The organism is Pseudomonas sp. EA_65y_Pfl2_P78, from assembly GCF_963970495.1.
Classification (GTDB): Bacteria; Pseudomonadota; Gammaproteobacteria; order Pseudomonadales; family Pseudomonadaceae; genus Aquipseudomonas; species Aquipseudomonas baetica_A.
The window spans coordinates 65,959-92,772 of record NZ_CAXAON010000013.1 but is presented as its reverse complement, the minus strand read 5'-3'; the positions used below and the strand labels follow the sequence as shown (position 1 = coordinate 92,772).

23 protein-coding genes and 1 pseudogene are annotated in these 26,814 nt (G+C 59.2%); 4 read left to right on the top strand and 20 right to left on the bottom strand.

Annotated features, from left to right (window positions below; genetic code table 11):
* The first annotated feature begins 51 nt into the window (after window positions 1–51).
* From AACY02_RS13075 to AACY02_RS13065, 3 genes are read left to right on the top strand one after another with little or no spacing between them, the layout of a single operon-like run.
* Window positions 52–1,227, top strand: a complete 1,176-nt coding sequence (locus AACY02_RS13075; protein ID WP_339432290.1) for an NAD(P)/FAD-dependent oxidoreductase — start codon at window positions 52–54, stop codon at window positions 1,225–1,227.
* Entirely contained in the window at window positions 1,224–2,036 is an 813-nt protein-coding gene (locus tag AACY02_RS13070) for an aldo/keto reductase (RefSeq protein ID WP_339432289.1), read from the top strand. The genes AACY02_RS13075 and AACY02_RS13070 overlap by 4 nt, the downstream gene beginning before the upstream one ends.
* A 31-nt stretch (window positions 2,037–2,067) precedes the next feature.
* Complete coding sequence (locus AACY02_RS13065; protein WP_339432288.1) at window positions 2,068–3,033, top strand: metal ABC transporter ATPase; 966 nt, start codon at window positions 2,068–2,070, stop codon at window positions 3,031–3,033.
* Window positions 3,034–3,037: 4 nt separating this feature from the next.
* On the opposite strand, the gene AACY02_RS13060 is transcribed toward AACY02_RS13065, so the two are convergent.
* From AACY02_RS13060 to msbA, 5 genes are all read right to left on the bottom strand, one after another.
* Window positions 3,038–3,838, bottom strand: coding sequence for a hypothetical protein (locus AACY02_RS13060; protein WP_339432287.1), 801 nt, complete (start codon window positions 3,836–3,838; stop codon window positions 3,038–3,040).
* Window positions 3,839–3,851: 13 nt separating this feature from the next.
* Window positions 3,852–4,538, bottom strand: coding sequence for a hypothetical protein (locus AACY02_RS13055; protein ID WP_339432286.1), 687 nt, complete (start codon window positions 4,536–4,538; stop codon window positions 3,852–3,854).
* Window positions 4,539–5,513 carry a glycosyltransferase gene (locus AACY02_RS13050; protein WP_339432285.1) on the bottom strand — a complete coding sequence of 325 codons (975 nt, stop codon included), beginning with the start codon at window positions 5,511–5,513 and terminating at the stop codon, window positions 4,539–4,541. It abuts the gene before it with no gap.
* Between the two features lie 130 nt (window positions 5,514–5,643).
* Window positions 5,644–7,065: a bifunctional D-glycero-beta-D-manno-heptose-7-phosphate kinase/D-glycero-beta-D-manno-heptose 1-phosphate adenylyltransferase HldE gene (gene hldE / locus AACY02_RS13045; protein WP_339432284.1), complete on the bottom strand. Its 1,422-nt coding sequence runs from the start codon at window positions 7,063–7,065 to the stop codon at window positions 5,644–5,646.
* Between the two features lie 444 nt (window positions 7,066–7,509).
* Window positions 7,510–9,312: a lipid A export permease/ATP-binding protein MsbA gene (msbA, locus tag AACY02_RS13040; RefSeq protein ID WP_339432283.1), complete on the bottom strand. Its 1,803-nt coding sequence runs from the start codon at window positions 9,310–9,312 to the stop codon at window positions 7,510–7,512.
* A 154-nt stretch (window positions 9,313–9,466) separates the two neighbouring features.
* Here msbA and AACY02_RS13035 point away from each other — a divergent pair, with 154 nt between their 5' ends.
* Entirely contained in the window at window positions 9,467–11,329 is a 1,863-nt protein-coding gene (locus AACY02_RS13035) for an O-antigen ligase family protein (RefSeq protein WP_339432282.1), read from the top strand.
* A 79-nt stretch (window positions 11,330–11,408) separates the two neighbouring features.
* Here the strand turns inward: AACY02_RS13035 and AACY02_RS13030 are convergent, their stop codons facing one another.
* The 15 genes and pseudogenes from AACY02_RS13030 to waaF form a co-directional block, all read right to left on the bottom strand.
* Window positions 11,409–12,311, bottom strand: a complete 903-nt coding sequence (locus tag AACY02_RS13030) for a glycosyltransferase (RefSeq protein WP_339432315.1) — start codon at window positions 12,309–12,311, stop codon at window positions 11,409–11,411.
* A gap of 14 nt (window positions 12,312–12,325) precedes the next feature.
* On the bottom strand, window positions 12,326–13,483 hold the full coding sequence (locus AACY02_RS13025; protein WP_339432280.1) for a glycosyltransferase family 4 protein: 1,158 nt from the start codon (window positions 13,481–13,483) through the stop codon (window positions 12,326–12,328).
* Window positions 13,467–13,830: pseudogene (locus AACY02_RS13020) on the bottom strand (DUF6625 family protein); the annotation flags it as partial. The gene AACY02_RS13025 and the pseudogene AACY02_RS13020, both read right to left, overlap by 17 nt.
* Window positions 13,831–13,856: 26 nt before the next feature.
* Window positions 13,857–15,287, bottom strand: a complete 1,431-nt coding sequence (locus AACY02_RS13015) for a PIG-L deacetylase family protein (protein ID WP_339432279.1) — start codon at window positions 15,285–15,287, stop codon at window positions 13,857–13,859.
* A gap of 8 nt (window positions 15,288–15,295) precedes the next feature.
* Complete coding sequence (locus AACY02_RS13010; protein ID WP_339432278.1) at window positions 15,296–16,192, bottom strand: antimicrobial resistance protein Mig-14; 897 nt, start codon at window positions 16,190–16,192, stop codon at window positions 15,296–15,298.
* Complete coding sequence (locus AACY02_RS13005) at window positions 16,192–17,322, bottom strand: glycosyltransferase (protein ID WP_339432277.1); 1,131 nt, start codon at window positions 17,320–17,322, stop codon at window positions 16,192–16,194. The genes AACY02_RS13010 and AACY02_RS13005 overlap by 1 nt, the downstream gene beginning before the upstream one ends.
* Window positions 17,306–19,063 (bottom strand): carbamoyltransferase family protein, encoded by a 1,758-nt coding sequence (locus tag AACY02_RS13000; RefSeq protein WP_339432276.1) that lies wholly within the window; start codon window positions 19,061–19,063, stop codon window positions 17,306–17,308. The genes AACY02_RS13005 and AACY02_RS13000 overlap by 17 nt, the downstream gene beginning before the upstream one ends.
* 172 nt (window positions 19,064–19,235) lie before the next feature.
* Window positions 19,236–19,571, bottom strand: a complete 336-nt coding sequence (locus AACY02_RS12995) for a YceK/YidQ family lipoprotein (protein WP_339432275.1) — start codon at window positions 19,569–19,571, stop codon at window positions 19,236–19,238.
* 119 nt (window positions 19,572–19,690) lie between these two features.
* Window positions 19,691–21,142 carry a lipopolysaccharide kinase InaA family protein gene (locus AACY02_RS12990; RefSeq protein WP_339432274.1) on the bottom strand — a complete coding sequence of 484 codons (1,452 nt, stop codon included), beginning with the start codon at window positions 21,140–21,142 and terminating at the stop codon, window positions 19,691–19,693.
* On the bottom strand, window positions 21,142–21,894 hold the full coding sequence (locus AACY02_RS12985; RefSeq protein WP_339432273.1) for a lipopolysaccharide kinase InaA family protein: 753 nt from the start codon (window positions 21,892–21,894) through the stop codon (window positions 21,142–21,144). The genes AACY02_RS12990 and AACY02_RS12985 overlap by 1 nt, the downstream gene beginning before the upstream one ends.
* Window positions 21,891–22,625 carry a lipopolysaccharide kinase InaA family protein gene (locus AACY02_RS12980; protein ID WP_339432272.1) on the bottom strand — a complete coding sequence of 245 codons (735 nt, stop codon included), beginning with the start codon at window positions 22,623–22,625 and terminating at the stop codon, window positions 21,891–21,893. The genes AACY02_RS12985 and AACY02_RS12980 overlap by 4 nt, the downstream gene beginning before the upstream one ends.
* Window positions 22,625–23,431, bottom strand: a complete 807-nt coding sequence (rfaP, locus tag AACY02_RS12975) for a lipopolysaccharide core heptose(I) kinase RfaP (RefSeq protein WP_339432271.1) — start codon at window positions 23,429–23,431, stop codon at window positions 22,625–22,627. The genes AACY02_RS12980 and rfaP overlap by 1 nt, the downstream gene beginning before the upstream one ends.
* The gene (locus AACY02_RS12970) at window positions 23,432–24,553 is read right to left on the bottom strand and encodes a glycosyltransferase family 4 protein (protein ID WP_339432270.1); all 1,122 of its coding nucleotides are present in this window, start codon (window positions 24,551–24,553) and stop codon (window positions 23,432–23,434) included.
* Window positions 24,553–25,614 carry a lipopolysaccharide heptosyltransferase I gene (gene waaC, locus AACY02_RS12965; RefSeq protein ID WP_221731249.1) on the bottom strand — a complete coding sequence of 354 codons (1,062 nt, stop codon included), beginning with the start codon at window positions 25,612–25,614 and terminating at the stop codon, window positions 24,553–24,555. The genes AACY02_RS12970 and waaC overlap by 1 nt, the downstream gene beginning before the upstream one ends.
* Window position 25,615: 1 nt before the next feature.
* Window positions 25,616–26,650 carry a lipopolysaccharide heptosyltransferase II gene (gene waaF, locus AACY02_RS12960; RefSeq protein ID WP_339432269.1) on the bottom strand — a complete coding sequence of 345 codons (1,035 nt, stop codon included), beginning with the start codon at window positions 26,648–26,650 and terminating at the stop codon, window positions 25,616–25,618.
* Window positions 26,651–26,814: the final 164 nt, after the last annotated feature.

Genomic DNA, 26,814 nt, shown 5'->3' with positions numbered 1-26,814 from the left:
CTTTCCCGAGTCTGTATACTGCGCCCTCGTCTTGAACTCTGAGGTCGCTGCATGCCATCTGTTATTTCCACCGACGTTCTGATTGTCGGCGCTGGTGTCGCCGGCCTCTGGCTGAATGCACGCCTGCGTCGTCAGGGTTTTTCGACCGTGCTGGTGGAAAGTGCCAGCCTCGGTGGTGGGCAGAGCCTGAAATCCCAAGGCATCATCCACGGCGGCGCCAAATACGCGCTGCACGGTGCGCTGACCGGCGCCTCGGAAGCCATCGCCGATATGCCACGGCGCTGGCGTGAAGCGCTGGCCGGTAACGGCGAACTGGACCTGTCCGGCGTGCGCTTGCTGTCCGACGCTCATTACCTATGGTCGCCCGGCACCCTCGCCGGCAACCTCACCAGTTTCTTCGCCAGCAAAGCCGTGCGTGGCCGTGTCGATCAGGTCAAAGGTGAACAACTGCCACCCGCCCTGCAAGACAAGCGTTTCAAGGGCAAGGTCTATCGTCTCGCCGAACTGGTGGTGGATGTGCCCGGCCTGATCCAGCGTCTGGCCGATCTGGCCGGCGATGGCCTGTTGGCCGGACGCACCATCGAGCCTCTGCTCGAAGCGGGTGTGCTGGTCGGCCTGAAAGTCGACGGTCGCGAAATCCGCGCCCAGCGCATCGTCCTCAGTGCCGGCACCGGTACCGCTGAACTGCTCACCGCCCTGGGCTTGAGCCAACCGGCCATGCAACGTCGTCCGCTGCACATGATCATCGCCAAAGGCCCGGGCCTGAAACCGCTGTACGCCCACTGCCTGGGCGGCGGCACCAAACCGCGCATCACCGTGACAACCCATCCGGCCGCTGACGGCCAGTGGGTCTGGTACATGGGTGGCGACATCGCCGAAAGCGAAGGCGTGGCTCGCGAGCCTGCCGAGCAGATCGCCACGGCGCAAAAAGAAATCGCTCAGTTGTTGCCGTGGATCGACCTCAGCACCACGCAGTGGGCGACCTTGCGCGTCGACCGTGCCGAACCGCTGCAAACCGGCCTGACGCGCCCGGACAACGCCTTCCTCGCCGAAGAGGGGCGCCTGTTGGTCGGCTGGCCAACCAAACTGGCGCTGGCACCGGACTTCGCTGATCGCGTGTTCGCTTCGCTGCAACGCGACGGTATCCAGCCGCAAGCCGCCGAGCCATTACCGCCGCTGCCGAAACCACTCATGGGCGTTCCGGCCTGGGAGCAACTGCTGCCATGACGATTGCAACCCTGCACGACTTGCTCCGCCCATTGGGCAGCACGGGCCTGAGGGTTTCGCCGTTGGGCCTGGGTACCGTCAAACTCGGCCGTGATCAAGGCGTTAAATACCCCAACGGCTTCCAGATTCCCGACGACGACGACGCGCGCAGGCTGCTCAAACTTTCTCGGGACTTGGGCATCAATCTGATCGACACCGCCCCGGCCTATGGCCGCAGCGAAGAACGCCTCGGCCCGCTGTTGCGGGGTCAGCGTCAGGACTGGGTGATTGTCAGCAAGGTCGGTGAAGAGTTCGCCAACGGCGAGTCTCGCCACGACTTCAGCGCAGCGCACACCCGGATGTCGGTGGAACGCAGTCTGCAACGTCTGGAAACGGACTTCATCGATCTGGTGCTGGTGCATTCCGATGGCAACGACATCGCCATCCTTGAGCACGAAGCGGTGTACGCGACGCTCGCGGCGCTCAAGGCTGAAGGCAAGATCCGCGGCTTCGGTTTCTCCGGCAAAACCGTCGAAGGCGGGTTGAAGGCGCTGGAGCAAGGCGATTGCGCGATGGTCACCTACAATCTGAACGAACAAAACGAGAAGGCTGTCATTGACTATGCTGCTGTTCACGGCAAGGCCATCCTGGTGAAAAAAGCCTTGGCCAGCGGTCACGTTTGCCTGAGCCCGGGCGTCGATCCGGTGCAGGCCAGCTTCGAGTTGCTGTTTGCCCAGCCTGGCGTAGCCAGTGCTATTGTCGGGACGATCAATCCGCTGCACCTCGCCCATAACGTTGCGACCGTTGCCCAAGTCCTTCGTGGTCATTGACGCCGCTTCGCGGCCTTAAGCAGGAGCCGATATGGCGCGCACGCTCATCAGAAAGAACCCGAGCAACTTCAAGACGCTGCCACTGTTCGTCGAAGCAACGCCCGAAGGCCTGACGTATCAGAGTGTCGGCATGCCATTGAATTTCACCCAGACCCTGCAGCGGCGCAAACCGGTCAGCGTGGCCGACACCGAGCGCTTCTCACTGGAACTGGCGAACCTCGGGGTGTCGGTGCGACTGACCCTGCATTGGCAGGGTCGCGACTATTGGGTATTGGTGCGTCAGCGGCGCCAGGATCGCGGCGACGTGGTGCTCAAGTTGATTTCCGGTTACGTGCCGGCCCACGAACTGAACATCCCGCTGCACACCGCCATTCAAGAGATCGCCGAAGAGTGTCTGCTGGAAACCCCGGAAGGCTGGCTCGGCGGGCGCTTCAACGATACGTGGCTGCCGGCGCCCTACTCAGCCGCGCTGCATTATCGCGAGGCCCTGCCGTTTCGCCTGACGCCGCTGTCCGGCTCGGCGCGGCCCATTCGTTGCGCCAATCTGCAATTGCTGGAACGTCCACGGGCGTACGTGCATTTGCCCACCGCGTCGCTGCAATTGATCTATGACCTGCGGCTGGAGGTGCCCAAGGAAGCCAAATCCCTGAGCCTGTTCCACGTCGATGAGCGTTTGGAGGGCGATCAACTGGTGGCGCGGCTAGACCGCAAACGCCCGGACCTGTACCTGATGCCACTCAAGGACGGCGCGCCAGTGGCCGAGTTGTACACCCTCAAGCGCGACAAACTCCTGCCGGCCAGTACCCGCGGACTCTACCTGGCCGAGAGCTTTGCGAGCCAGGAAGGGTGGGTCGTGCGCGAAGAGCGGATTCGCTGGAAAGACTGGCTCGTGCAGCAGGGACTGCAACCGGCAGAACCCCCTCGCCCAGGGCTCAAGCAATTGAGCCTCAAGGCCCTGAGCCTGGTGGGCATCGGCAAGAAACGCGTGAGCAAATAGCCAACTAGCGACGACGATCCATCCATGTGCGCAGTGTTGCGAAGAAATGGAAGTAACGATTTTCGCGTTTGCCCATGCCGCGCTTGGGCGAGAACGATTCTTCGGCAAAGGCGCCGGTGATTCGAACTCGGGAGGCCTGGGTCGGTAGCGTACAAATCCTGGTGCCCGCCTGCTGCAATGCATATTTGAGCAGGCGCTCGGAGTGCAGCTTTCTTCCCGTCGCGCGGCAGAAGTCGAAGATGCGCTCGATCCGTTTGCCATACGCGACGTAGGTATCGCGCCCACAAATGGCAAATCGATCATTCAGCCCGCCCCACCACTGCCAGTCAGGAATGTAGGCATTGTGCCGCCGGGCTTGTTGGTGACTGAACACATAGGCGGGAAGCGGGTCGTGGAAAAAAATGTCCGGTCGCACGAAGACAACAAAATCCGGACTGAAGGTTTCGATCATCGTAGTGACGGTATGCAGTGAGTTGAGCTGAAAGATCAGATTGCGCAGCGATGCATAGTCATCAGCCCAGGTATCGCCCTGTGCTTTGACCTGCTCGAAATCCCAACGCTCCAACACGTCTTCAGTGGAAGTCAGCGCTCCCGTCATCGCCTCGAACGGCTGATAGTTGTCAGCCGCCAGTTCGCCTTTCTCGCCAGATCGCGTGTTCTGCACTTCATCGATTTTGTACAGGTGATAAAAGCACTTCACGTCGCTGCCAACAGGCAACTGCGCCAATACGCTCTGCTCGATGGAAGGAAAGCAAATTTGCGAGTTTCTCGGGATCCCGAAAAAAGCCACGGCAATTTTCAACACTCAACAGCACCTTTTATTTTTGGCGAAACAGCTTTTGCCACCAGCGATGTGGCTGCAGAGGGACCACGAAGACGTCCGACGCCCTTAGCCAGTCCCGCTCATAATCCCAGGCATGGCCACCCCACAATTTTCCGGCCTCGTTGGAAAAACCCAGGGTCATGAGCTGATAGGTATAACCGGTATGGCCGCGCAACCAATCGAACAGCACCAGCGTGTTGAAACCCGTGGAGGGCCCGACGTAACGCTTGCCTCCCGGACGATCGACCGGATAGTGCCATAGCGGCGGCAAGGGGATGCGATCCCAGTACATGGCTACCCTCGGCAACGGACACATCGGCGCGGCGCAGCCCACCAGCAAGGTGAAACAGCGCTCACTTGCCTGCTCGAACAGCCGCTGCACATCCGGCCCGTAGGGAAGGCCGAAAAAATACGCATCCGGTGCGTTGTACCCGTGCACGAAGACATTCACGCTCCGCGAGTCGAGCAGCGTTGCCTTGATGCAGGTATTGAAGCTGACCACGACATCGTCGACGCCAAGGTTAAGCGCCTGAAAATCCGCCACAGTAATAGCCGGATTGTTGGCGATCAGTACGACACGAGCCGCACGGCTCAGGCACTCGCGCAAAGGCTCAGGCAACGCGTCCAGAACAGACTGGTCACCGCCGGGTAGCGCATCCAGCGCCATGTGTTCGTCCATCATTCAGAACGGCACCTTCATTCCGTAACGCAACTTGACCCAGAACCTCGTGAGCGCCGAAGGCGATTGCCATGGGCGCATCTCGCGCTGGATTTCAGTAGCCAACGTCTGACCCACACGGGCAAAGGAATAGCGACTTTGTGCGAACACCTGTCCATTGCTGGCGATACGCTGCGCCAACTCCGGGTCGTCCTGCAGCAGTTTGATCTTTTCCAGTGCTTGCGCTTCGCTGCGATAAAACACCGTGTTGTGCATATCTTCAAAGCCGAGCAACTGGTCTTCTTCGCCCTGACTCCAGGCCAGCAATACGCAACCGCAGGCCATGGCTTCAAAGTTCTTGATCATGAATTCGTTCATGCCGATGTCGGCGCTGACGAAAATCTTGATGCGATTGAGCATTTCCAGATACTCCGAGCCCGATTCGGTCCGGGTCACCAGCATGCCGGTGCGCTGCACCAAAGACTCGAGCAGCGATTTGCGCTGGGCATACTCGGTACTTTTCAGGCTACCGAGAAAGCCGATGGGAATGTCCCGCTCGACACCGGTGTTGTGCAGCATCTGTTCGTCGTAACCCTTTGAAACGAACGCTGTATCAATGCCTTCAGCCAGCATTTTGCGGGCAACCACGGCACCGGACACCAACGCCCGACAACTCGGAAGACGACGATAGAGACGCGAATACACGCCACGGTATTTACTGGCAGGCATGTAGTTCTGGTACGCGTCGTGTTCGAGAAAGATCAACCCGGGAATGCACTTGAGCACCCGCAATTGTCTGGTCAGGCGCTTGACCCGGGAGAAGATCACCACACGATCGAAGGTTTGATAATCAACCGAGGCCAGAAACGGCCCCAGGTTCATTTGTTGCCGCTTGCTCAAACGATAGATGAAACACTCATCACAATTCTGCTGAACGATGTCGTAGAGCCGGTCGAGAATGACCCGCTGCTCGTCCATCACCAGGAGCATGACTTTCATAAGTTAATTGACCACGCGACGTAAGCGGGCAAGCGCAGCGGACTCAACCTTGCCAACATCATCGGAAACGGCTCGATCCCCAAGGCAAAATCCGTTCACACGCAGTACACAACGGCAAAAATTCATCTGATCAGCGACTGCGGATTTTTTCGACAATCGCCGTTGTCGAGCTGTTTTCCACGAGCCCCAGCACTTTCACGGTGCCGCCATAAGCCGTCACGATGTCCGCGCCGACCACTTGGTCGATCCCGTAATCGCCCCCCTTGACCAGCACATCCGGTTTGACTTCGCGTAGCAGGTTTTCCGGCGTGCCTTCAGGGAAGCTGATCACCCAGTCCACCGCCCCAAGCCCAGCCAGCACGGCCATGCGCCGGTCGACACTGTTGATCGGGCGACCCGGCCCCTTCAGGCGACTGACCGAAGCATCGTCGTTGACTGCGACGATCAGTCGATCGCCTTGGGCCCGTGCCTGTTCCAGATAGGTCACGTGACCGGCATGCAGAATGTCGAAGCAGCCATTGGTGAACACGATCTTTTCGTTATGCGCCCGTGCATCGGCCACTGCGAGCAACAACTGTTCAAGACCCAGCACGCCGCGCTCGGAACCCTCTTCACGCTGAATCGCACGACGCAATTCCGGGGCGCTGATGGCCGCCGTACCAAGTTTGCCAACGACAATGCCCGCTGCCAGGTTGGCCAGCGCCACCGCGTGGGGCAGATCTTCGCCGGCTGCGATGGCTGCCGCGAGGGTGGAAATCACAGTATCACCGGCACCGGTCACATCGAATACCTCACGGGCCCGGGCAGGCAGGTGCAGCGCTGGCTGATCAGGGCGTAGCAACGTCATGCCGTGCTCGCCCCGTGTTACCAGCAAAGCGCCGAGTTCCAGGTCGTGCATCAGCGTCGCCCCCTTGCTGACGAGTTCGTGCTCATCGACACAACCGCCGACGATGGCTTCGAATTCACTGAGGTTCGGGGTAATCAGGCTGGCGCCACGATAGACCGAGAAGTCCTTGCCTTTCGGGTCGGCCAGCACCGGGATGTTTTTGGCGCGTGCCGCCTGGATCAGGGCCTGATGGTTTCTCAATGCACCTTTACCGTAGTCGGACAACACCAGTACTTTGACGCCTTCAAGCAAGTCATCGACCTGCGAGCCAAGGGCAAGTGCGTCAGTGGCGAACGGTTCTTCGAAGTCGATACGCAGCAGTTGCTGGTGCCGGCTCATGACCCGCAGCTTGACGATGGTTGGCTGGTGCGCAATGCGCTGGAACAAGGCACGTACGCCCACGCCCTTGAGACTGTTGCTCAGGCTGTCGGCGGCTTCGTCGTCACCGGTCACACCGACCAGGGACGCCGGCGCACCCAGCGCGGCAATGTTCAAGGCAACGTTGGCGGCACCGCCCGGACGATCTTCGATTTGCTCGACTTTAACGACCGGCACCGGGGCCTCAGGGGAAATCCGTGAGGTTCCGCCATGCCAGTAACGGTCGAGCATGACATCACCGACCACCAAGACTGGGGCTTGATCGAATCGCGGCATGGACAACTTCATGGAGCAACCCACATACAAAATGAACAGGGGCGCGATATTAACACAGGGTTGGCGCAGGCTTGTGTACAGGCTGCAACAGGATGAAACAGGATGAAACAGCTATTGTCTTTGCTTGTTTTTTGAGCAAATGGGCGGCGAATTGCTGGCCTGCCTCGGACAACTCGAGAGTTTCGGTATCGATCCGACACTCGACAGCAGCGGTACATACAATTGTTCACCCATAAGCGAGCAGTTCGTAATCACGCTGATAAGCCCGCCGCCCCCCCCCGCTTGTTCCGCAGGGACAGAACTCTTGGGCCGACGAGGAAAACCTGAACGCCACGGCAAACTGCGCCGGCAATTGTTCTCCGAACCCGTATGACGGGCGCCAGCCATTGAACACCGCGACGCCTACGTGGCTGCCCGCGCATTTGGGCACATCAATGAACGAACAGGAACGCTGAGTCAGGCGATGTCTTCGGCCGGGGCGTCGAGCCCCATGGCGTTCAGACGCGCGTAGTAACCGTTTTGCGCCAATAGTTCATCGTGAGTACCGCGCTCGACGATCCGCCCCTGGTCCATGACCAGAATCAGATCGGCTTTCTCGATGGTCGATAAACGGTGAGCAATCACTAGCGTGGTGCGGCCCTTCATGACCTGATCCAGCGCCGCTTGAATGTGCCGTTCGGATTCCGTGTCGAGAGCCGAGGTTGCCTCATCGAGAATCAGCAACGGTGCGTTCTTGAGCAATGCACGGGCAATCGCCAGGCGCTGGCGCTGGCCACCGGAAAGCAATACCCCGTTCTCGCCGACCTGGGTGTCCAGGCCTTCAGGCAGTTGCGAAATGAAGTCCATCGCGTAGGCGTCACACGCAGCCTTCTCGATGTCTTCACGCGGTGCGCCAACCAGATCGCCATAAGCGATGTTGTTGGCCACGGTGTCGCTGAACAAGGTCACGTGTTGGGTCACTTGGGCGATATGACGGCGCAGGTTAAGCAGTTTGTACTGCTCGACTTCCACACCGTCGATAAGGATTTCGCCCTTGTCGTGGTGATAGAAGCGCGGAATCAGATTGGCCAGCGTTGACTTGCCGCTGCCCGAACGGCCGACAAGCGCCACCATCTGCCCGGGCTCGACCGAAAAGCTGATGTCATCGAGCACCTGACGTTCAGTGTCCGGGTAGGTAAAGCTCAGGTTACGTACATCAAGACGACCGGTCACCGAATCGCGCTCGACCGTACCGGTGTCGGTTTCAGGCTTGACGTCCAGTTGCTCGAAAATGCTTTCGGCACCGGCCACACCTTTCTGAATTGTTGAACTGACTTCAGACAACTGACGGATGGGCTTGGGCAACAGGCCGGCCAGAGTGATATAGGCGACCATGTCACCGGCCGACGCGTCACCGCGCAGGAACAGCACCAAGAACATCAACACAGCCATGGCGCTGTAGATCACCAGTTGCAGCAACGGCGTGTAGATCGCACCGGTGCGGGTCATGCGCAGTTGTTTGTCGGTGTTGCCCTGGCTGGCATTGAAGAAGCGCTTCTGTTCGTAGACCTCGCCGCCGAAGCTGCGCACGACACGATAGCCCTGAATGGTTTCCGAGGCCACGTGGGTAACGTCGCCCATGGCCAGTTGGATCTTCTTGCTCTGCTTGCGGAATTTTTTGCTCGCGGTGCGCACCATCAGAGCGATGAGCGGCAGGATCGCGACCATGACCAACGTCAGCTTCCAGTTCATGAACATCAAGGAGACAAACAGGAAGATCACTGTCATGCCTTCACGGATTACGACCTTGATCGCATCTGTCGCCGCCCCTGTGACCATGGTCACGTTGAAGGTAATGCGCGAAATCAGATGACCGGAGTTATGCTTGTCGAAATAGCGGTTGGGCAGGACCAGCAGGTTATTGAACAGTTGCACCCGCAAGTCATGCACCAGGCCGAGGGATACCTTGGCCAAAAAATAGTTACCCAGATAAGAACCCAGCCCCTGCCACGCAGCAATCAGGATGATCAGCAGCGGCACGGCCTGCAGCAGTTGCAGGTCACGCAGGTAGGGCACGGAGGGGAACAGCACCGCTTCAGGGTTCGACAGGCCGTCAACAAAATACTTGAGGATGTAGCCAAGCATCGGCTGCGTCGAAGCGAAAATCAAAAAACCGACAATGCTGATCAGGAACAAACTGATGTACGGCCTGACGTAGCCGAGCAGGCGGAAGTAGATTTTCAAGCTCGAAGGGCTTGCGGCGAGACTGGAGTCGGTCATATCACGCGAAAGTCGATAAAAAGGACGCAGACTTTAGCACAGCTTCTCAAGGGTTCTGGCAATCGGTGAAAGGCTGTTATTGTTAGGCATCTTTTTCAGCATCAAATAGCCATCACCCGAATGGCCGATCAACTTCAGGATTGAATCTCACAGCATGCAACTTCGCGGCTTCAGCAGTACGTCCAATCGAGTTTTCGATTTCATTAGCCGGTGGATTCTTCCAACCGGCTATTTCTTGCTCCTCTGTGCATTTTTCTTTTTGCCGGGCCGAAGTCAGCTTCACAAACTGTATTACGGGCTGTTCAGCATTCCGGCGCTGATTGCGCTGTGCCTGCGCCCCCGTGAACTCAGGGCGCTGCTGGGCGAACCGATTTTCATCGCAGCCATCGTGTTCGTTGCCTGGGCCTTGCTCAGTCTTGCCTGGGGACCGTCGGGTGAACCCTTCGACGGGAAGCTCAAACCGCCATTGCATACACTGCTGCTGTTTGTCGGTTGCTATCTGTTGGTGCGCTATCGCAGCGACATCCTGCAACCCTTGCTGTTCACCGCCGCATTGGTCGCACTGATTGCCACGACTTTCTTTCTGTTCACGTTTGCACGAGTGTATGAACCGGGCATGCGCCTGATCGGGGGTGGGGCGTTCGACAATCCACTGCTCAGTTCGCATCTCTTCGGTTTTTTCAGCGCCTACTGGCTGAGTGTGACCATGATCTGCAAGCGCCGCCAGATGATGTGGCTCAGCGTGCCGGCGATGGCGATCATGTTTATCGCCGTAATCGGCACCGGCTCCAGAACCCCACTGGTCGCTCTGACGCTGGCCGCTTTGTGGCTGTGCTTGATCTGCTGGAATCGGCGCTCACTGGGCCTGTTAGCGGCACTGTTTCTCAGTGGCGCTGCCGTGCTGACAGTGTTTTCGCAAATGATCATCGAGCGTGGCGATTCATACCGGCTGGAAATCTGGCGGCAGGTCCTGCTTAAGGTGGCCGAGCATCCATGGATCGGCCATGGCTACAGCGCAAGCCTCAGCGTCGACCCCGGCCTTGGGGTGAACTTCGAGGAACCGCACAGTTTTGTGCTGGGTGTTCTCTATTACGTAGGGATATTCGGTTTGCTGCCATGGCTGTTCTTCCAGGCGTGGGGACTGCTGAGCAGTTGGCGCTTGCGTGTGCAACCGTTGTTTATCATCGCTTCGACCTGGCTGGTGTTCGGCATCGGGGCCGGGCTGACAGAGGGTGGAGGGATCATCTCACGCCCCAAGGAACACTGGTTTCTGCTGTGGATACCATTGGCACTGATCGCTGCGCTGAGTATCAATCAGCGCGCACGTCGTCTACTGACAATACCGGTTCAAAAACTGGCACCGGCCAACTTTCAGCAACTGAGCAGCGACGCTCAAATAGTTGAAGAAGACGGTCTTGGCCCCAAAGTCCTGTGCCTGAGCGACGGCAGCTTCCTCAAGCTGTTCCGCCGTCGTCGCTGGTACACCTCTGGCAGTTTCAACCCGTACTCCGAACGCTTCGCCGTCAACAGCGAACAACTGCGCCTGATGGGCATTCCCACACCACAAATCCTGAACCTGTATCGCCTCGACGACGGCAGCAGTGCCGTGCACTATGCGCCATTGCCAGGGCACACGCTGCGCCAGGTATTGCAGAGCATCACCGCTCCCGCTGTCCGCCAGGCCCTGGTGGAACGCTTCGGCAAGTTCATGGCGCAATTGCATGAAAAAGGTGTGTATTTCCGCTCATTGCACTTGGGCAACGTACTTGTGCTGGAGGATGGCGAGTTCGGGCTGATCGACCTGGCGGATCTGTGCATCTACCCTTCAGCATTGAGCAACTCGCTGCGCCAGCGCAATTTGCGCCATATGCAGCGCTACACCGTAGACAAACGCTGGCTGTTCGAGGATCACCTCGATGCGCTGCTACAGGGATATGCCACGATGGCGTCGCCATCCGCAGTGGATAAATTGCAAAAGCAAGTGCTGGCAAGCAATGGGCCAACAGGCGAGCATTGAGGACGAAGCCGGTTCGCCGGATTCACGATCAACTTGCCATGCCAACGAAGCCGCTCACTGATCGCGAGCGGCCTGTGACTCAGTCTTTTTCCAGCGGGGAAAGATACATCCGCGCCAATCCGCGCCAGGTCTTCTTGTTCCATGCCTTGAATGGAATCTGCGCCAGCAGTTCCCTGGCCAGCTTGTGATCGCGGTTGGACGCTTTGAGGAACATGGAACTGAGAAATCTGTAGCGCACTTCGTCGTACAGCGGGTGATCACTGAACAACGCGTAAGTGCGCAGGATGTTTTCGATCATGAAGCGATGGTTCTTGTACGAATTGGTGGCGTGCTTGCGGTAGCGCGCCATGACGACGCTCAGGCCATCGATAAAGTAGCCGGCCCGGGTCACCTTCAACTCGATCAACAAGTCCTCCAGACGAATCGTCGGATCAAAACCACCGACCGCTTCCAGCGCCTCGCGACGGATCATCAGGGTCGGGGCCGGTGGGTACGGCTTGCGCTCAAGGAACATGTCATCGAAGTCCAGGCGCCGGAATGGCACATCCCGGCGCTGGCGCTTCTCTGGATAGAGGTTGCCGTCGGCATCGATCAACTCGATGTTACCGGCGCAAATTCCCACTTCCGGCTTACCGTCCATGTAGGCCACCTGGATGGCAATACGATCAGGGTACATGATGTCGTCTGAACCGAACGGCACGATCAGGCTACCCTTGGCACGCGCGATGGCACCATTGAGCGTATTGGTCAGCCCCTGATTCTGCTGCACGCGAAAATCGAATCCGTGCTGCGTCTGTAACGCAGTGATTCGCTCGACGCTGTCGTCCTTCGAGCCGTCATCGATCACCAGCAATTCGATGTTTTTGTAGGTCTGGTCAAGGACGCTGAGGATGCTCTCCTCAATGTATGGACCGTGGTTATAAGAGGCAATGATGACGGTGACGAGTGTTTGCCGGTCGCTTGCAGTTTGTTCTTCGCGCATGGTTTGTCCTTCGCTCACGGCTGCTGCTCCTTGCGGGCCTGTTCCAGGCCGGAGTCGATCAGGTCCAGGTACGCCTGACGGAACACCTCAATGTCGTGTTGCTCCTGCAGATAACGGTAGGCCTGCTCGCCCTTGGCCTTGAGTTCGTCATCCGACAGTGCGAGGTAGGTATCGAGCGCCGCGACCAGGCTCGGTACGTCCTTGGGCATGGTCGCCAGGCCACCGGCACCTTCGATCAACGGCAACATGGCCGGTACGTTCGAAGCAATCACCGGCAAGTGACCGCTCATGCCTTCGAGTAGTGCCAGGCCCAGACCTTCGGCTAACGATGGCATGGTCCAGATATCGAAGGCGCGCACATATTGCAGGGCGTTTTCCTTGAAACCCAGCAAGTGCGCACGACCACCCAGACCCAGTTGCTCGATCTCGGCAGTCAACGGCTCCTGCAGGCGGCCGGCACCAATGATCGCCAACTGAGTATTCGGATACTTGTCCTTCAACGCCGCGAAAGCCTGCAACAGATAAGTGTGGCCCTTGACCGATACCAACCGCCCCAGCGCGCCGATCAGCCGCACATTCGGGTCGATCCCCAATAGTTCGCGCGCTCGCTCGCGGCTATGCTGCAAGCCTTCGGCCTGTTCGATGTCGATTGCATTGGTGATGGCGTAAGTGTTCTGGTCGGTGAAACCGCAGTCGCAATCGAGCAGGTACTGTTTGACTGCCGGTGAGACACCGACGAACCGCCAGTGCCGATCGATCAGGCGCTGGGTCTGGCGGCGTCGATAAAAGCGGTCGTATTCGCCGAAACCGTGGGAAATGCCAATGCACAACGGCACCTTCAGCCAACGATTGAGCGTCAGCATCATGTTCACCGGTTTGAAGCGATTGCAGATCACCACATCGAACTTTTCACGGCGGCAGAACTTGTACAACTGCCACATCGCCCGCAGACGCATACCTTTAAGCGACTTGTCGGAAAACTCGAAATACACCGAATGATCAGAACGGCTCACCGGTTCGCCGGGTGCGGGTTTACCGCGCAGAAACGCTGCGGTCACTTCATAGCGATCCGTCGGCAGGGCTTTGACGATCTGCTCGGAGAGATCGGCAAAATCATGTGCCTTGATGTTGTAATCAGGCTGCAGTTGCAGGACCTTAGATCGTTGACTCATAAGACCCCTCGTGGAAACCCGTTGCATTGATAATCCAAGCATGACCGGCGGCAATGCGCCTGATTTCGGCCTGATTCGGCTGAGAGAATCGAGACCATTCGTTGCGTTTTCAGCAAACGAAATGGGAATACGATAATGGACGATCGCCATCCGATGCGGCTGAATGCGCTTTCGTCCATCGCATGATGTGTCTGATCGGTAAACCGTTGCCGCCAGTCCTTGATCTTTATGAACCACTCGCGCTTGAGCGCGGTGTTGCACATCAGATACAAGTGCCCCGCCACCCGACGCTCATGAATCGAAAACAGACCATAGCCAGCCAGTCGATGCGCAGAGAAATAACGGCGATGGCAAGTCCAGTCTGCGAATGTCATTAACGCGGCTTAACAGGAGTGTCACCACGCCTGAGAAGCCAGAACAACTCCTGACGCCTGACCGCTTTCCTGAAAAATTCATTCTCGCCGTAGACCGACGGCACTCTACTGGCCAACTGCCACTGAATCAATCGTCGCAGGCGACGCTTGAGTGATGCCGGCGGTTGCAAGTCATGCATCATGCCGAGCGCCATCGCCTTGTCGCGTTGTTGCTCTATGGACAGAGGCAGACACAGTGGCTGCATCGGAACGGCCGGATCGAAGGCCGGCGGCAGCGCAATTCCCTGCCCTGTGTCGCCCATCGGCCAACGGTCGTTGTCGTGCAGATGGTTGGCGTAACCGAGCAGCGTCGGTTGCCAGTCAAGATGGCTCAAGGCTTCAACCACGGCTTGCTGGGCGCAGATGTGGTCGGGATGCGGATCCAGCGTCGGGTGCGGCAGCACGATCACATCCGGGCGTGCGCGCAACAGAACCTCACGCAGGTCCGCCAGCAGATTGTTCCAGGTCGGCGCACCGTCGGCATCACCGGGCAAGGTGAACGGGTTCAACTGACGAAACAGTCGCGTGTCATTCAGATCGGCTTCACGCGAGCCCACGGACTGATTCGGCGCGGCTTGCATCGCTGCCAGTTGCAGACAGAAATAGCCGAGCTGCACGCAGTGCTCCTGCGGCACACCGGCCCAACGCGGCACGGCCAGACTGTCCCAGGCGCGCAGACGGCCCTTGAGCCTGGCAGCCTCGACCTTGTTCATGCCCATCTGCTGATAATGTTCGGCTTCGATCTCACCAGCCGTCAGGGTGACAATCCAGGCTTCGTCGGCCTGACTATACAAACCGTAGGCCGCCAATTCAGCGTCGTCCGCATGCGGCGCGATCACCATCACGCGCTGACGACGATAATCCGGTTGCTCCAGCACCCACAGGACCGCCTTGCCGGCCACCCGGCAAAAACGCCCCCGCAAGCGCAGCCGCCCCTGCGAAAGGGTGTGTGCATGACCACTGAGGTTCAGATAACGCTGGCCGCTGACGCCACGCTCGAAGGTTTGCGAATCAGGGTGAGGGCCACCAACCAACTCGATCCGAGGGTCAAGGAAACGTCCCAGCCAAGTGCTTTTGACCCGCACCTGCAGAATCAACGTGGCATCATCCACCAGCATCACGCCGTCATCCAAACGCAACTGTTCGCCGTTCAAGTGAACCTTGGGTTGTGGTGTGAATGGTGGAAAGCTGTACTGGTAATCGTCTTTCGGCGAATAGAACAGATGATCGGCAAACCAGGCCTCATGGGCGATCCAGCCGAGCACCGCGAGCAACAATGGCAGCCACCAAGCAACCAGCACGCCGACTGAGATCATTACGATCAGCGCCACCAGCAGAGCGATACGCTTGTTGCGCCGGTGGCGTTTGAGCAATTGCTGTTTACGGCTCATGAGCTGGCTCATACGGTGAACACCGGCACAGGATTGCACCACCGATCCTTATACTCACGGTCGGCACGACCGAAGGAAAAACGCATCGGCTTGTCCAGCGCCCGCGCATGCTCCCAGGCGCTTTGCGTATTGAGGAAGCTCAGTACGCTGCCGGGACTGAATTCACGGGTCTCTGGATCAACGCCACCATTGACGTACTCAACACTGATCCATTGCGGCGCTTCAACGCGATAGACCAGTTGAATCGCAATCGGCGCGTCGTTGAGGAAGATCACCGAGCCGATCAACAGATCGCGCAACAGCTCGATGACCTGCGCCATGCGCGCCGCACCGGTGGCCGGAAAGCCCCAGCGACGCTGAAACAGATCGCAGTAGATCGCCGCCAACTCGGCACTGGAAAACTCGCCGACCGGACGCACCACCCCGCCCGCCTCTTCCAGCAGACGCAATTCGCGGCGCTGGTTGTAGCGAAATTTCTTCGACAGTTCTTCGGGCGTACGGGCCATGGCCAGTTGTTCGGTCTGCAACTTCATACCGCTGAAACGGTTTTCGTTGAGCGCCGACAGATAGCGTGCGCGATGACGCAGCGGAGCCTGAGCATCAGCGGCAGCCGGCAAGATCAACTCAGCGTTGCCGAGGTCGAACAAGCCTTTTTTCCCGCTGCGTTTGAGTACGTCCTTGGATAAGGCCAGATCACGGCCCCAGGTCGGGATCGCGGCTTTGACGTCACCGTCCTGCTCCCACGCCAGATAGCGCACCGGGATGCCGGCCAGATCGGCCAGACGCTCAACCACCAGCGGGTGAGTCGCGACGCTGCCGCCAAAACGCTGCCAGGCTGTTGCATAGGTGGAGGCGTCAACGGGCGACCAGCCACGTTCGCGCCAGCCTTGAAATCGGTTGAGCATCAGCCCCTCGGTGCCAGATCGGTAACTTGCGGCAAACGCCAGAAGGTGTCGTACACCGCGCTGTCGGAGAAACGCTCACGTAAACGGTCGAGCATCAGCTCGGCGCACTGAAGACGCTGTTGATCATTCATTCCCGCCAGATGTTGCAGGCCTTGTGCAAGGTGTTGGGCGTCGCCCATAGGGAACAGAATGCCCACGCCTTCAACCACTTCCTTTGCCCCACCACACGCTGTGCTCAGCAATGGCACACCGGCGGCCATCGCCTCCAGCAGCACCATACCAAACGGCTCGTGATCAGAACTCAGGGCAAATACGTCAAACGCTCGGAAGTAATTGCGCGCTTGCGACACTTGACCGAGAAACATCACCCGGTCGCCAACACCCAGCTCGCGAGCCAGTGCCTTGAGATCTTGCTCCAGACGGCCCTCGCCGAGGATCACCAACTGGCTGTTGTCCGGCAGACCGGGCAAAGCCGCGGCAAAACCGTGCAACAGCGTGGCCTGATCCTTGTCCGGGTGAAGCCGTCCGACGTTGCCGACGATAAACGCGTCCGCCGCCAGCCCCAGTGTCTCCCGAGCCTCGCCGACTGACATCTGAGAGGCTTGCAATGCAGCCACGTCGATGCGGTTGTACAACGTCTGAATCCGCGTCGCTGGCCACTTCGGCAGATATCGGCGCATATCGTCACGCACCGCATCAGACACCCCGAGCAGACTCAGGCGCTTACGAAAAATGTGCGCGAACAGCTTGCGCGTGCCGCGTTTGTAATCGTCGAACGCGTGGTGTACGCCGATCACCGGCAGCGAAGTACCCAGTAAGGCGATGTAAATCGGCTTGAAACGATGGGCAATACAGAAACTGAAGTTGCGTGAAGCGGCGATCTTTCGCAGATCGCCGATAGCGCCCAGCTTCAGGCCACGAATAGCCTTGGAACTGTATTCCATGAACAACACTTCATCTGAAGCACACGCCGCGGCGACTTCGCTATCGGCGACGCCGGTCAGAAAGACCGTGGTCACCCGATAGCCTGTGCCCGCGAACAGGCTGGCGTACTGCCGCGCGCAGTCGAGGAACGGCCCGTCATAGCCGTGACAGAACTGCAGCACATGGCGTTCAGCCGAGCGTGTCATAAGCGTTTGTGCCTTCTTTGACTACCAGAATATCTTCCATGATCAGGTATTCCAGATCGGAGCCAAAAAACATGTTCAGCGCGTCGGTCGGCGAGCAGATCATCGGTTCGCCACGACGGTTGAGCGAGGTGTTCAGCGATACGCCATTTCCAGTGAGGCTTTCCAGCGCCTTCATCATGTCGTAGTAGCGCGGGTTGTATTCGCGCTTGAGTACCTGGGCCCGGGAAGTGCCATCTTCGTGGACGACTTCCGGCACGCGGGTCTTCCACTCTTCAGCCACTTCAAAGGTGAAGGTCATGAACGGCGCCGGGTGATCGATCTTGATCATCTGCGGGGCGACAGTGTCGAGCATCGACGGGCAGAAAGGCCTCCAGCGCTCGCGGAACTTGATCTGATGATTGATGCGGTCGGCGACACCGGGGACGCTCGGGCAGCCAATGATCGAACGGCCACCCAGCGCACGCGGACCGAATTCCATGCGGCCCTGGAACCAGGCCACCGGATTGCCGTCAACCATGATTTTGGCGATCTGCTCGGGCATGTTGTCGAGCTTACGCCAGACCGGTTTGCTCTCGTGACGGGCGCAGGCGGCGATCACGTCTTCGTTGCTGTAAGACGGGCCGAGGTAGACGTGCTCCATCTTCTCGACCGGAACGCCACGGGCATGGGACACATAGGCTGCTGCGCCGACCGCCGTGCCGGCATCGCCGGACGCCGGTTGTACGAACAGCTCTTTGATGTCGTCACGAGCAATGATTTTCTGGTTCAGCTTGACGTTCAACGCACAGCCACCGGCAAAAGCCAGTTTGCCGGTTTCCTTGAGCACATCGCCCAGGTAATGGTCGATCATTTGCAGCGCCAGTTTCTCGAACAGCGCTTGCATGCTCGCGGCGTAGTGGATGTAAGGTTCGTCAGCGATGTCACCTTCACGTTTCGGCCCGAGCCATTCGATCAGCTTCGGCGAGAAGTAGAAGCCTTTGCCCTTCTCTTTGTAGCGACGCAGGCCGATGACGTTGGCGTAGTCGGTGTTGATCACCAATTCGCCATTTTCGAACGAAGCCAAGCGCGAGAAATCGTATTTGCTGGCATCACCGTAAGGCGCCATGCCCATGACCTTGAACTCGCCGTCGAGCATCTCGAAACCGAGGAACTCGGTGATCGCGCCATACAAGCCGCCGAGGGAGTCAGGGTCGAAGAATTCCTTGATCTTGTGGATCTTGCCGTTTTCACCGTAGCCAAAGAAGGTCGTGGCGTACTCGCCCTTGCCGTCGATACCGAGGATCGCGGTTTTTTCTTTGAAACCGGAGCAGTGGTAGGCGCTGGAGGCGTGAGCCAAGTGGTGCTCGACTGGTTCGATCTTGATCTTTTTCGGATCAAAACCCAATTGCTCCAGGCACCAGACAATCTTGTTGCGGTAGCGCTTGTAGCGGCGGTTGCCCATCAGAATCGCATCCAGGGCGCGATCCGGCGCGTACCAGTAACGCTTGGCGTAGTGCCAGCGCGCCTTGCCGAACAGGCTGATCGGAGCGAACGGGATCGCAACTACGTCAACGTCGGACGGCTTGATACCGGCCTGTTCAAGACAGAACTTCGCCGATTCGTAGGGCATGCGGTTCTTTGCATGCTTATCGCGTACGAAGCGCTCTTCTTCAGCCGCCGCCACCAGCTTGCCGTCGATGTACAAGGCTGCTGAAGGGTCATGGCTAAGGGCGCCGGACAGGCCAAGAATCGTCAATGCCACAGGGGTCTAGCCTCTTTAGTCTGCGTTCAGGCGCGATGCGCCTTGAAGATGTATGTGTCCTCACTCCGGGCGAGAGACAGCTAAAGGGCGGGATTATAGCGTAAACATGACGGGAATTACCCTGTGCGAATTGACCCGCAGCGAATGGTTTGGATAAACCTTGCCTGAAGACTCAATAACCGCCCTTGCGCCAGTAGATACCGATATTGCCTTCAGTGGCCTGACGATAAATCGTATAAGGCAGCGCAACGGTGTCGAACACCCCGGACAAGGGCAAGTCCAGCAACACGAACGGGACAAGATAGCCGCCTGGATCAGGCGGTGCGTTCAACACGCAAAAATCATAGGCCAACCCACTGTAAATGCGTGGAATGGACTGGCAGTAGGTTTTTTGCTTGCGCATGTCCCGCGCGACGTCGGCATCATCCTGCAGGACAGTCATGGCGCTGCCACAGCCAGCCAGAATCCATGAAAACACACCCAGCGTTGCAGCCTGTTTAATGGTCAAAATTCGCCCTCCAAGGTCGTTGGGCAAATTAGCATCTGGACTGAACAGGGCACAGTTCATGGCTTCTGGAGAAGCTGTAGGACAAGTCGCTGAATCTTGTCCTCTACTGCTGGTTTGTCTCAGGGCACGCTGGAAATATCTTTCGGCAACCGCAGATCAATAATCTGATACAGCGCGCTGCCTTCGGGCCAGTTGCGCATGAATCGCGCACGGTCACGAGCATAGGCCGGCGCGAAACTGCCGACAGATCCATGCTGGCACATCGAGTCCAGATCGATCAGCGCCCAGCGATCATCCTGCCAGAACAGATTGTGTCCCTTGAAGTCGCCATGGCTGATCCGCTCGTCAATCAATCTGGCGAACAACTGATCCAGCGCCTGCAACTCCGCTTCCGGCGCTTCACCGCTTTCAACGTAAGGCGCAAAGCGCTCGATGATGTCCGGCCCGGGCAGGAACTCGGTCACCAGATAGGCGCGACTGCGTAACCACAAAAAGCGCTTCTCCAGCACCGCCAGCGGTTTGGGCGTGGCAATACCGAGAAACGCCAGGCGATTGCCTTCACGCCACGAATGCCAGGCACGACTCGGGCGCCAGAACCGCTTGAGCCAATGGGCAAATCCCTTGATGTTGTAGCGTTTGATCACCAGCGTGCTGGAGCCAACTTCGACCTTGCCGACGCTCGCGGCGCCGCCAGTCTTGTAGAGATGGCCCTTATCAAGCAACGCATCGGCGCTCTCAAGCACCGGCACCATCGCCGCCTCTTCCTCGCGACGAATGGCGCGCAAGCCGAACGCGCCACGCCGGACGCTGAACAGCGTGCATTCGCGACCGACCTTGATCAGGTAATCCTTCAGACGCCAGCGGCGCACCTTGTCGATCTGTTTCTCCAAGGCTTCCAGCGGCAGCGCGTGCTCGCTGTTGCTCAGCAAGTAATACACCAACAGTTCTTCGGTAAACGGTTCCAGCGCCTTGGGCAACTGGGCGAAAAACACTCCGAGATTTTCCAGAACCTTTTGTCGCGACAACGGCTGACCGGCGGTTTCCACACAAATCCCGGCACCGTCGATCAAGTACAACTGACCGCCGTGACGCAGCAGATTGTCCAGATGCAAATCTTCCTGCCAGAGCCCCTTGCCGTGCAGCTCGCCAATGGTGCCAAGCGCCTCGGCCAACACCGCAGACTGTTCATCCGCCAGCACCGGCAGCGACTCGACTTTCGCCCAGGCATCGCCGAGGCTTTCGGCGCCTTCAAGGAATTCGAACAGCAGCCAGCCACCCTCACCGTCCTTCAGGCCATCGGCCAACAGCAACGGCGTGGTCATGCCTTGCGCGGCCAGCAAGCGCACGCCGTCCAGCTCACGCTGAAAATGCCGGGATGCCTTGCTGCCGACCAGCAATTTGGCCAGCACTGGCCGGCCGCGCCAGACACCCGCGCCGACGTAGCGCTGCCCCGGCAAGACCCGCAGCAGACTCAGCAACTGCAAATCCGCAACACCGGCAGCATCGGCCAGGGTCACCGTCAGTGGCAGTTGCGGGGTTCGTCCGGCAGCGGCCAGCTCGGACAATTGCATCAGCGAGTCTCCTTGTGGCTGCGGCGCGCGGTCAGGCGAACGAGCCAATGATCGAGCAGCGCACTGGTGGTCGGTTGATCGAGATATGCCGCCAGCAATTCACGCAGTTGCGGCTCGCCCCACGCCGTAGCGCGACGTTGCAGGGGCTCCAGATCCTTGATCCGGTCACGCATGCCGAACAACAACGGCCGGGTTTTCTCCAGGTCGATCAGTTGCGCCTGATACCCGTCACCGGTGGCCCGCAGAAAAATGTGTTTGGGGTAGAAGCAGCCATGCACCTGTCGTACGCCGTGCAGATGCCGAGCCAGCAGCCCGCAGGCCTTGAGGATGGCCGAGTGCTGAGCGGCACCAAGATCTGCCCAGCTCGCGAGCAGCGATTCCAGATCGTTCCAGCCGTCCAGCGCGCGCGTCAACAGGATCGCCCGGACTTCGCCATCGACTTTGCGCTCACCGAAAAAAGCCGCCTGCAACGCGGGAATGCCCAGCTTGCGATATCGGCTGATATTACGGAACTCGCGGGCAAAGCTTGGCTCGCCGAAGGGCGCATGCAGGGTGCGCGTCAGATAATTGCTCTGGCGCTTGAGGTAGTAACCCTGCCCTTCCAGGTCCATACGGAAGACGCTGCTCCAGCCGCCACGGGCCGTATTCGGCTCATCCACCGCTTCCAGTTGCTTGGCCCACAGAGCGTCAAAAGTGCCCAGACCATGGCGTTCAAGCAGCGCGCGGTCTTCTTCGGCCAGAAAATCAGTCATTCACGTCCCTCGAAAAATCTCACCACGTGCCGAATCCGTTTCTTATCGGCCGCATTCAGCCGGTCGCACTGGCGATATTGCTTATAGAAGCGCAGGCGTTGGGTATTGGACAGGTGATATTTGGCGAGTTTGTCGAGACAGGCCAGATCCTTGGTGATCCGATATTTGAGCCAGAAGCCGCGCCAGAACTCGCCATTGGGGCAATCGATCAGAAATATCCGCGCCTGGTCATCAATCAACAGGTTGCGCCATTTCAGATCGTTATGGGTAAAGCGGTGATCGTGCATCGTGCGGGTATAAGCGGCCAACTGCCGGCTGACACCATCGACCCAGGCACGATCCTTGAGTTTCGGATCCTTGCGCTCGGCGAGTGCCGAGAGGTCTTCAGTGTTGGGCAGCTCGCGAGTGATCATCGCCCCTCGATCGTACGCCGCGCCACGGCGCTCCAGCCCCCAAGCCACCACTTCGGCAGTGGGAATGTCCCACTTGGCGAAACGCTTGAGATTCTGCCACTCCATCTTCACCCGCGGCTTGCCAAGATAACGGCGCAAGCCTTTACCGGCGCCGACGTAGCGCTTGACGTAATAGTTGACGCCATTGCGCTGTACGCGAATGACCTCGGACAGCGGGTCGCGGGTCAGACGCTCGCCTTGCAGGGCAAAGACAGCTTGGAGGCTGCCGAAATCTTCGGCGAGATCACTGTATTGCGGTTCAAGAGTCCAACCCGCCATCAGAGCGCATCCCCGTAACGCTGCTTACGCTCGTAGAGTTTGTTGGCCTTGCCTTCCAGCCAGCTCAGCAACGGCGCTTCTTCAGCCAGAATCTGGCGCAGCGGTTGCTGGAAATAGCCTTTGAGGAAGCGCAGTTTGTCGCGGCGAGTCAGGCCGATGTCCAGTGCGGAAAAGTACAGCGCCGCCAGGTCCTTGTTGCGCCAGCGCTGGGTGATGACCGCGCGGGTCTGGGCCCGGTGCAGGTCGATCACCGAGAGCTTGAAGTCCTCGGCCGTCACCGGTTTGTCGGTGTGCAGCAGGAAGTGGCAGATGTAGCAGTCGCGGTGATTGACGCCGGCGCGGTGCATCATGCCGGTCATCCGCGCCACCTCGGCGATCAGCGCCTGCTTGAGTTTCGGCTGCGGTGGCTGCTTGACCCAGTCGATGCTGAAGTCTTCCAGACTGATAGTCGGCGCCAGCTCTTCGGTGACGATAAACGAATGCTGATCGGCCGGGTTGCTGCCCTTCTCGCCGTAGGCAACGGCGGTCATGGTTGGCACACCGACTTCCTGCAAACGCTGGATGGCCTTCCACTCCTGACCCGCGCCGAGCACCGGCAGCTTGGCAGTCAGCAGGTTCTTGAAGATCTCGCCCCAGCCGATGCCTCGGTGGATCTTGACGAAAAATCCGTTGCCGTCGACTTCCGTGCGTAATGTCCGGCGCGCTTCGAGTTCGCGGTAAACCTCGCCCTGCAAGCCTTCGACTTCAGTGAACGGGTCGCGTCCAGCCCAGAGGCTCTTGAACGGTTCAGCCAGCATCAACTTCATTTAAGCGTGCTCCGCCAGAATCACATCGGCCGCGTGCTGCGGCATGCTGTAGAGGTCGGCCGTCTCGGCGAAGGCCACACCGTTGCGGCTCCAGGCCGCGCGCGCAGAGTCATCGGTCAACATGTCTGTCAAATACCGGGTCAGTTGCGCCTGATCGAACGGCTCGTCCTGCACCCGCCCGGCATCCGCCTCAGCGATGTAATGGGCGTAACCGCAGACCGCGCTGACCAGCACCGGCAAACCGGCGACGAGCGCTTCAAGCAGCACTGTGCCGGTATTTTCGTTGTACGCCGGATGGATCAACAGATCGGCGCCAAGCAGAAACCGCGGGATATCGCTGCGGCCCTTGAGAAACGTCACGTTGTCGCCCAGGCCCAAAGTTGCACTCTGCATCTGGAACAATTTGGGGTCATCCTGGCCGATTACAAACAGCCGGGTGCGTTTCTTCAGCTCAGCGGGCAACGCGGCCAGCGCCTTGAGGCTGCGATCCACGCCCTTGGTCTTGAACCCGGAGCCGATCTGCACCAGCAGCAGATCGTCGTCCTTGAGGTTGAATTCAGCGCGGAACCCGGCGCGAATCTCACCGGCATCCGCCGGGCGCCGACGATCCTGGGCAATACCCGGCGGCAGCAGATGGAAGCGTTCGATCGGCGTGTCGTAATGCTTGATGAACAGCGGTTGCTGGACTTCGGAAATCATCAGCACTTGCGTCTTCGCGTCTTTGGCGAACACCGCACGCTCGTACTCGGCGAAGTGGCGATAGCGGCCCCAGCGGCGATACAACGAGTTGCGCAGGTTCTGCGCCTTGTCTTCGAAACAGCCGTCAGCGGCGTAGTAAACGTCCAGACCCGGCATTTTGTTGAAGCCGATCAAGCGATCCACCGGCCGCCTGGCCAGATCGGCCTCCATCCACGCGGTGAGCTTTTCGTTGCGCCGATGGTTGAAGAACGCCTTGACCGGCGCCACCAGCACTTCGAAACCGGGCGGTACATCGCCTTCCCAGATCAGGGTGTAGACGCGAATCTGGTGGCCGCGCTGCTGGCATTCGAGGGCGATGCGCATGAAGTCGCGCTGCAAGCCACCGAACGGAAAATATTTGTACAGGACAAATGCCAATTGCATCAGCGCAGCTCCTCAGCCATTAACAACGTGCTCAGTCGGCTGGCGACACGCTCGGGATTCACACGCGTGAAGCACAGAGGCTGCTCGCGTTTCAGGTCAAACTGACGGGCATCCTGCGCAGTCGGTTGGTAGGTACATTTCTTTTGCAGGCACGGCGCGCACGAAAAGTCGCTGGCCAAGTGAATCTGCACTTTGCCGTAGGCGCCAGTCAGGCCCGGATTGGTCGGGCCGAACAGCGAAATCGTTGGAACATCCAGCGCCGCGGCCAAATGGCCGAGCCCGGTGTCCACTGCCACGCAGGCTTGGGCGCCGGCCAACACTTTGCCGACACCGGCCAGGTTCAGCTTCGGCAAGACTTCGGCGTGTTTGAAGCCCGCCGCGATGCGCTCGGCACGGGCCTTCTCCAGCGGATTGCCCCACGGCAGCTTCACGCCGACGCCGAGGTAACCGACACGTTCGGTCAGCTCACGCCAATAGGCTTCCGGCCAGTGTTTGGTATCCCACGTCGTGCCATGGAGGAACACCACGAAAGCACTCTTGCGCGGCAACTCCACCAGTCGCTCGACACTCAGGCCGTAATCGCCCAGCCCCTTGGGCAGGTCATAACCGAGGGCGATGGCAAACAACTGCCGCACCCGCTCAACGGCGTGCTGCCCCCGCGCCACGGCGAGCTTTCGATCATAAAAACGCGCCGCGATCGGCTCACGCGCTGAACCTTTATCGAGACCGGCCACAGGGGCCTTGACGTAGCGGGTCAGCCAGGCGCTTTTCAGCAGGCCCTGGGCGTCGATCACCAAGTCGTACTTGCTCGCGCGCACGCTTTGCTTGAAGCGTTTCCACTCGCCGCTCTTGAGGGTCTGCCAGAGGTTTTTGCGCCAGCGGCGGATCGCCACCGGAATCACCTTACCAACGGCCGGGTGCCAGGTCGGAATCTCGGCGAAGCCTTCTTCCACCACCCAGTCGAACTTGATCCCGGGAATGGCCCGAGCCGCGTCGGTCAGCGCTGGCAACGCGTGAATCACGTCGCCCAGCGAAGAAGTCTTGATCAGCAATACCCGCAACTTAATGAACCTCGACCACAGAGCCGTGCAGCTTCTGCAAGGCATCGTTGACCGCGTCCGGCATTAATTGGCGCAGGCAGTTGTAATGGCCAAACCGGCAAGTACGGTCGAAGCACGGACTGCATTCAAGGCCCAGACGGACGATTTCGACATGCTCGGCCAGCGGCGGGGTAAAGCCTGGCGAAGTCGAACCGTAGACCGCCACCAATGGCCGGTTCAGCGCGGCGGCGACGTGCATCAGGCCGGAGTCGTTGGACACCACCGAATCGGCGCAGGACATCAAATCGATAGCCTCGGCCAAGGACGTGTCGCCACTGAGGTTCACCGACTCTTCACGCAAACCGGGAATCAGCCGCGCGCGAATGTCTTCGCCCACCGCATGATCGTTCTTCGAACCGAACAGCCACACCTGCCAGCCCTCACGAATACGCGCTTCGGCGACCTTGGCGTAATGCTCCGACGGCCAGCGTTTGGACTCGCCGAACTCGGCGCCGGGGCACAAGGCCAACACCGGGCGATCGAGGGTCAGGCCAAATTTGGCCAGTGCCGCTTCGCGGCTCACCGGATCGATTTGCAGGCTCGGACGCGGATAAGGTTTTGGCAGCTCGGCGTTCGCGTCATAGGCCAGAGCCATGAAGCGCTCGATCATCAGCGGATAACGCTCTTTGTCGAGAGTACGCACGTCGTTGAGCAGGCCGTAGCGGAACTCGCCGCGCCAACCGGTGCGTGTCTTGATGCCGGCAAAAAACGGCACCAGCGCCGACTTCAGCGAGTTGGGCAACAGGATCGCCTGATCGTACTGACCGGCCAGGGATTTGCCGATGCGCCGACGCGTCGCCAACTCCAGCGCGCCGTGGCCGAGCGGAAAGCTCAAGGCCTTGCGCACTTGCGGCATGCGCTCAAGGATCGGCCGGCTCCACTCTGGGGCCAGTACGTCGATTTCGCATTGCGGGTGGCGTTGCTTGAGACACTGAAACAGGGTCTGCGCCATCACCATGTCACCGACCCAACTGGGCCCAACGATCAGAATATTCATGTGGTTTCCAAAAACGAACCGGGGAGGCATTACGCCTCCCCGCCTCGATAATCACGGTGGGAACACAGGCTGCTTGCGATGGGTCATTACCTTCAACATGACTGTCGAGTGTCACTCCACGATCGCGAGCAGGCTCGCTCCTACAGGGTTTTGCATCTGTTCAC

What these genes read in the sequence shown, in the direction of transcription:
- AACY02_RS13010 (WP_339432278.1), bottom strand. Translation starts at nt 16,192, where the DNA reads ATGCTCAACCGATTTCAAGGCTGGCGCGAACGTGGCTGGTCGCCCGTT.
- hldE (WP_339432284.1), bottom strand. Translation starts at nt 7,065, where the DNA reads ATGAAGTTGTCCATGCCGCGATTCGATCAAGCCCCAGTCTTGGTGGTC.
- AACY02_RS13055 (WP_339432286.1), bottom strand. Translation starts at nt 4,538, where the DNA reads ATGATGGACGAACACATGGCGCTGGATGCGCTACCCGGCGGTGACCAG.
- AACY02_RS13005 (WP_339432277.1), bottom strand. Translation starts at nt 17,322, where the DNA reads ATGACACGCTCGGCTGAACGCCATGTGCTGCAGTTCTGTCACGGCTAT.
- AACY02_RS13025 (WP_339432280.1), bottom strand. Translation starts at nt 13,483, where the DNA reads ATGAGTCAACGATCTAAGGTCCTGCAACTGCAGCCTGATTACAACATC.
- rfaP (WP_339432271.1), bottom strand. Translation starts at nt 23,431, where the DNA reads ATGAAGTTGATGCTGGCTGAACCGTTCAAGAGCCTCTGGGCTGGACGC.
- AACY02_RS13065 (WP_339432288.1), top strand. Translation starts at nt 2,068, where the DNA reads ATGGCGCGCACGCTCATCAGAAAGAACCCGAGCAACTTCAAGACGCTG.
- AACY02_RS13030 (WP_339432315.1), bottom strand. Translation starts at nt 12,311, where the DNA reads ATGCGCGAAGAACAAACTGCAAGCGACCGGCAAACACTCGTCACCGTC.
- msbA (WP_339432283.1), bottom strand. Translation starts at nt 9,312, where the DNA reads ATGACCGACTCCAGTCTCGCCGCAAGCCCTTCGAGCTTGAAAATCTAC.
- AACY02_RS12980 (WP_339432272.1), bottom strand. Translation starts at nt 22,625, where the DNA reads ATGGCGGGTTGGACTCTTGAACCGCAATACAGTGATCTCGCCGAAGAT.
- AACY02_RS12970 (WP_339432270.1), bottom strand. Translation starts at nt 24,553, where the DNA reads ATGCAATTGGCATTTGTCCTGTACAAATATTTTCCGTTCGGTGGCTTG.
- AACY02_RS13075 (WP_339432290.1), top strand. Translation starts at nt 52, where the DNA reads ATGCCATCTGTTATTTCCACCGACGTTCTGATTGTCGGCGCTGGTGTC.
- AACY02_RS13050 (WP_339432285.1), bottom strand. Translation starts at nt 5,513, where the DNA reads ATGAAAGTCATGCTCCTGGTGATGGACGAGCAGCGGGTCATTCTCGAC.
- AACY02_RS12985 (WP_339432273.1), bottom strand. Translation starts at nt 21,894, where the DNA reads ATGACTGATTTTCTGGCCGAAGAAGACCGCGCGCTGCTTGAACGCCAT.
- AACY02_RS13070 (WP_339432289.1), top strand. Translation starts at nt 1,224, where the DNA reads ATGACGATTGCAACCCTGCACGACTTGCTCCGCCCATTGGGCAGCACG.
- AACY02_RS13015 (WP_339432279.1), bottom strand. Translation starts at nt 15,287, where the DNA reads ATGAGCCGTAAACAGCAATTGCTCAAACGCCACCGGCGCAACAAGCGT.
- AACY02_RS12990 (WP_339432274.1), bottom strand. Translation starts at nt 21,142, where the DNA reads ATGCAATTGTCCGAGCTGGCCGCTGCCGGACGAACCCCGCAACTGCCA.
- AACY02_RS13035 (WP_339432282.1), top strand. Translation starts at nt 9,467, where the DNA reads ATGCAACTTCGCGGCTTCAGCAGTACGTCCAATCGAGTTTTCGATTTC.
- waaF (WP_339432269.1), bottom strand. Translation starts at nt 26,650, where the DNA reads ATGAATATTCTGATCGTTGGGCCCAGTTGGGTCGGTGACATGGTGATG.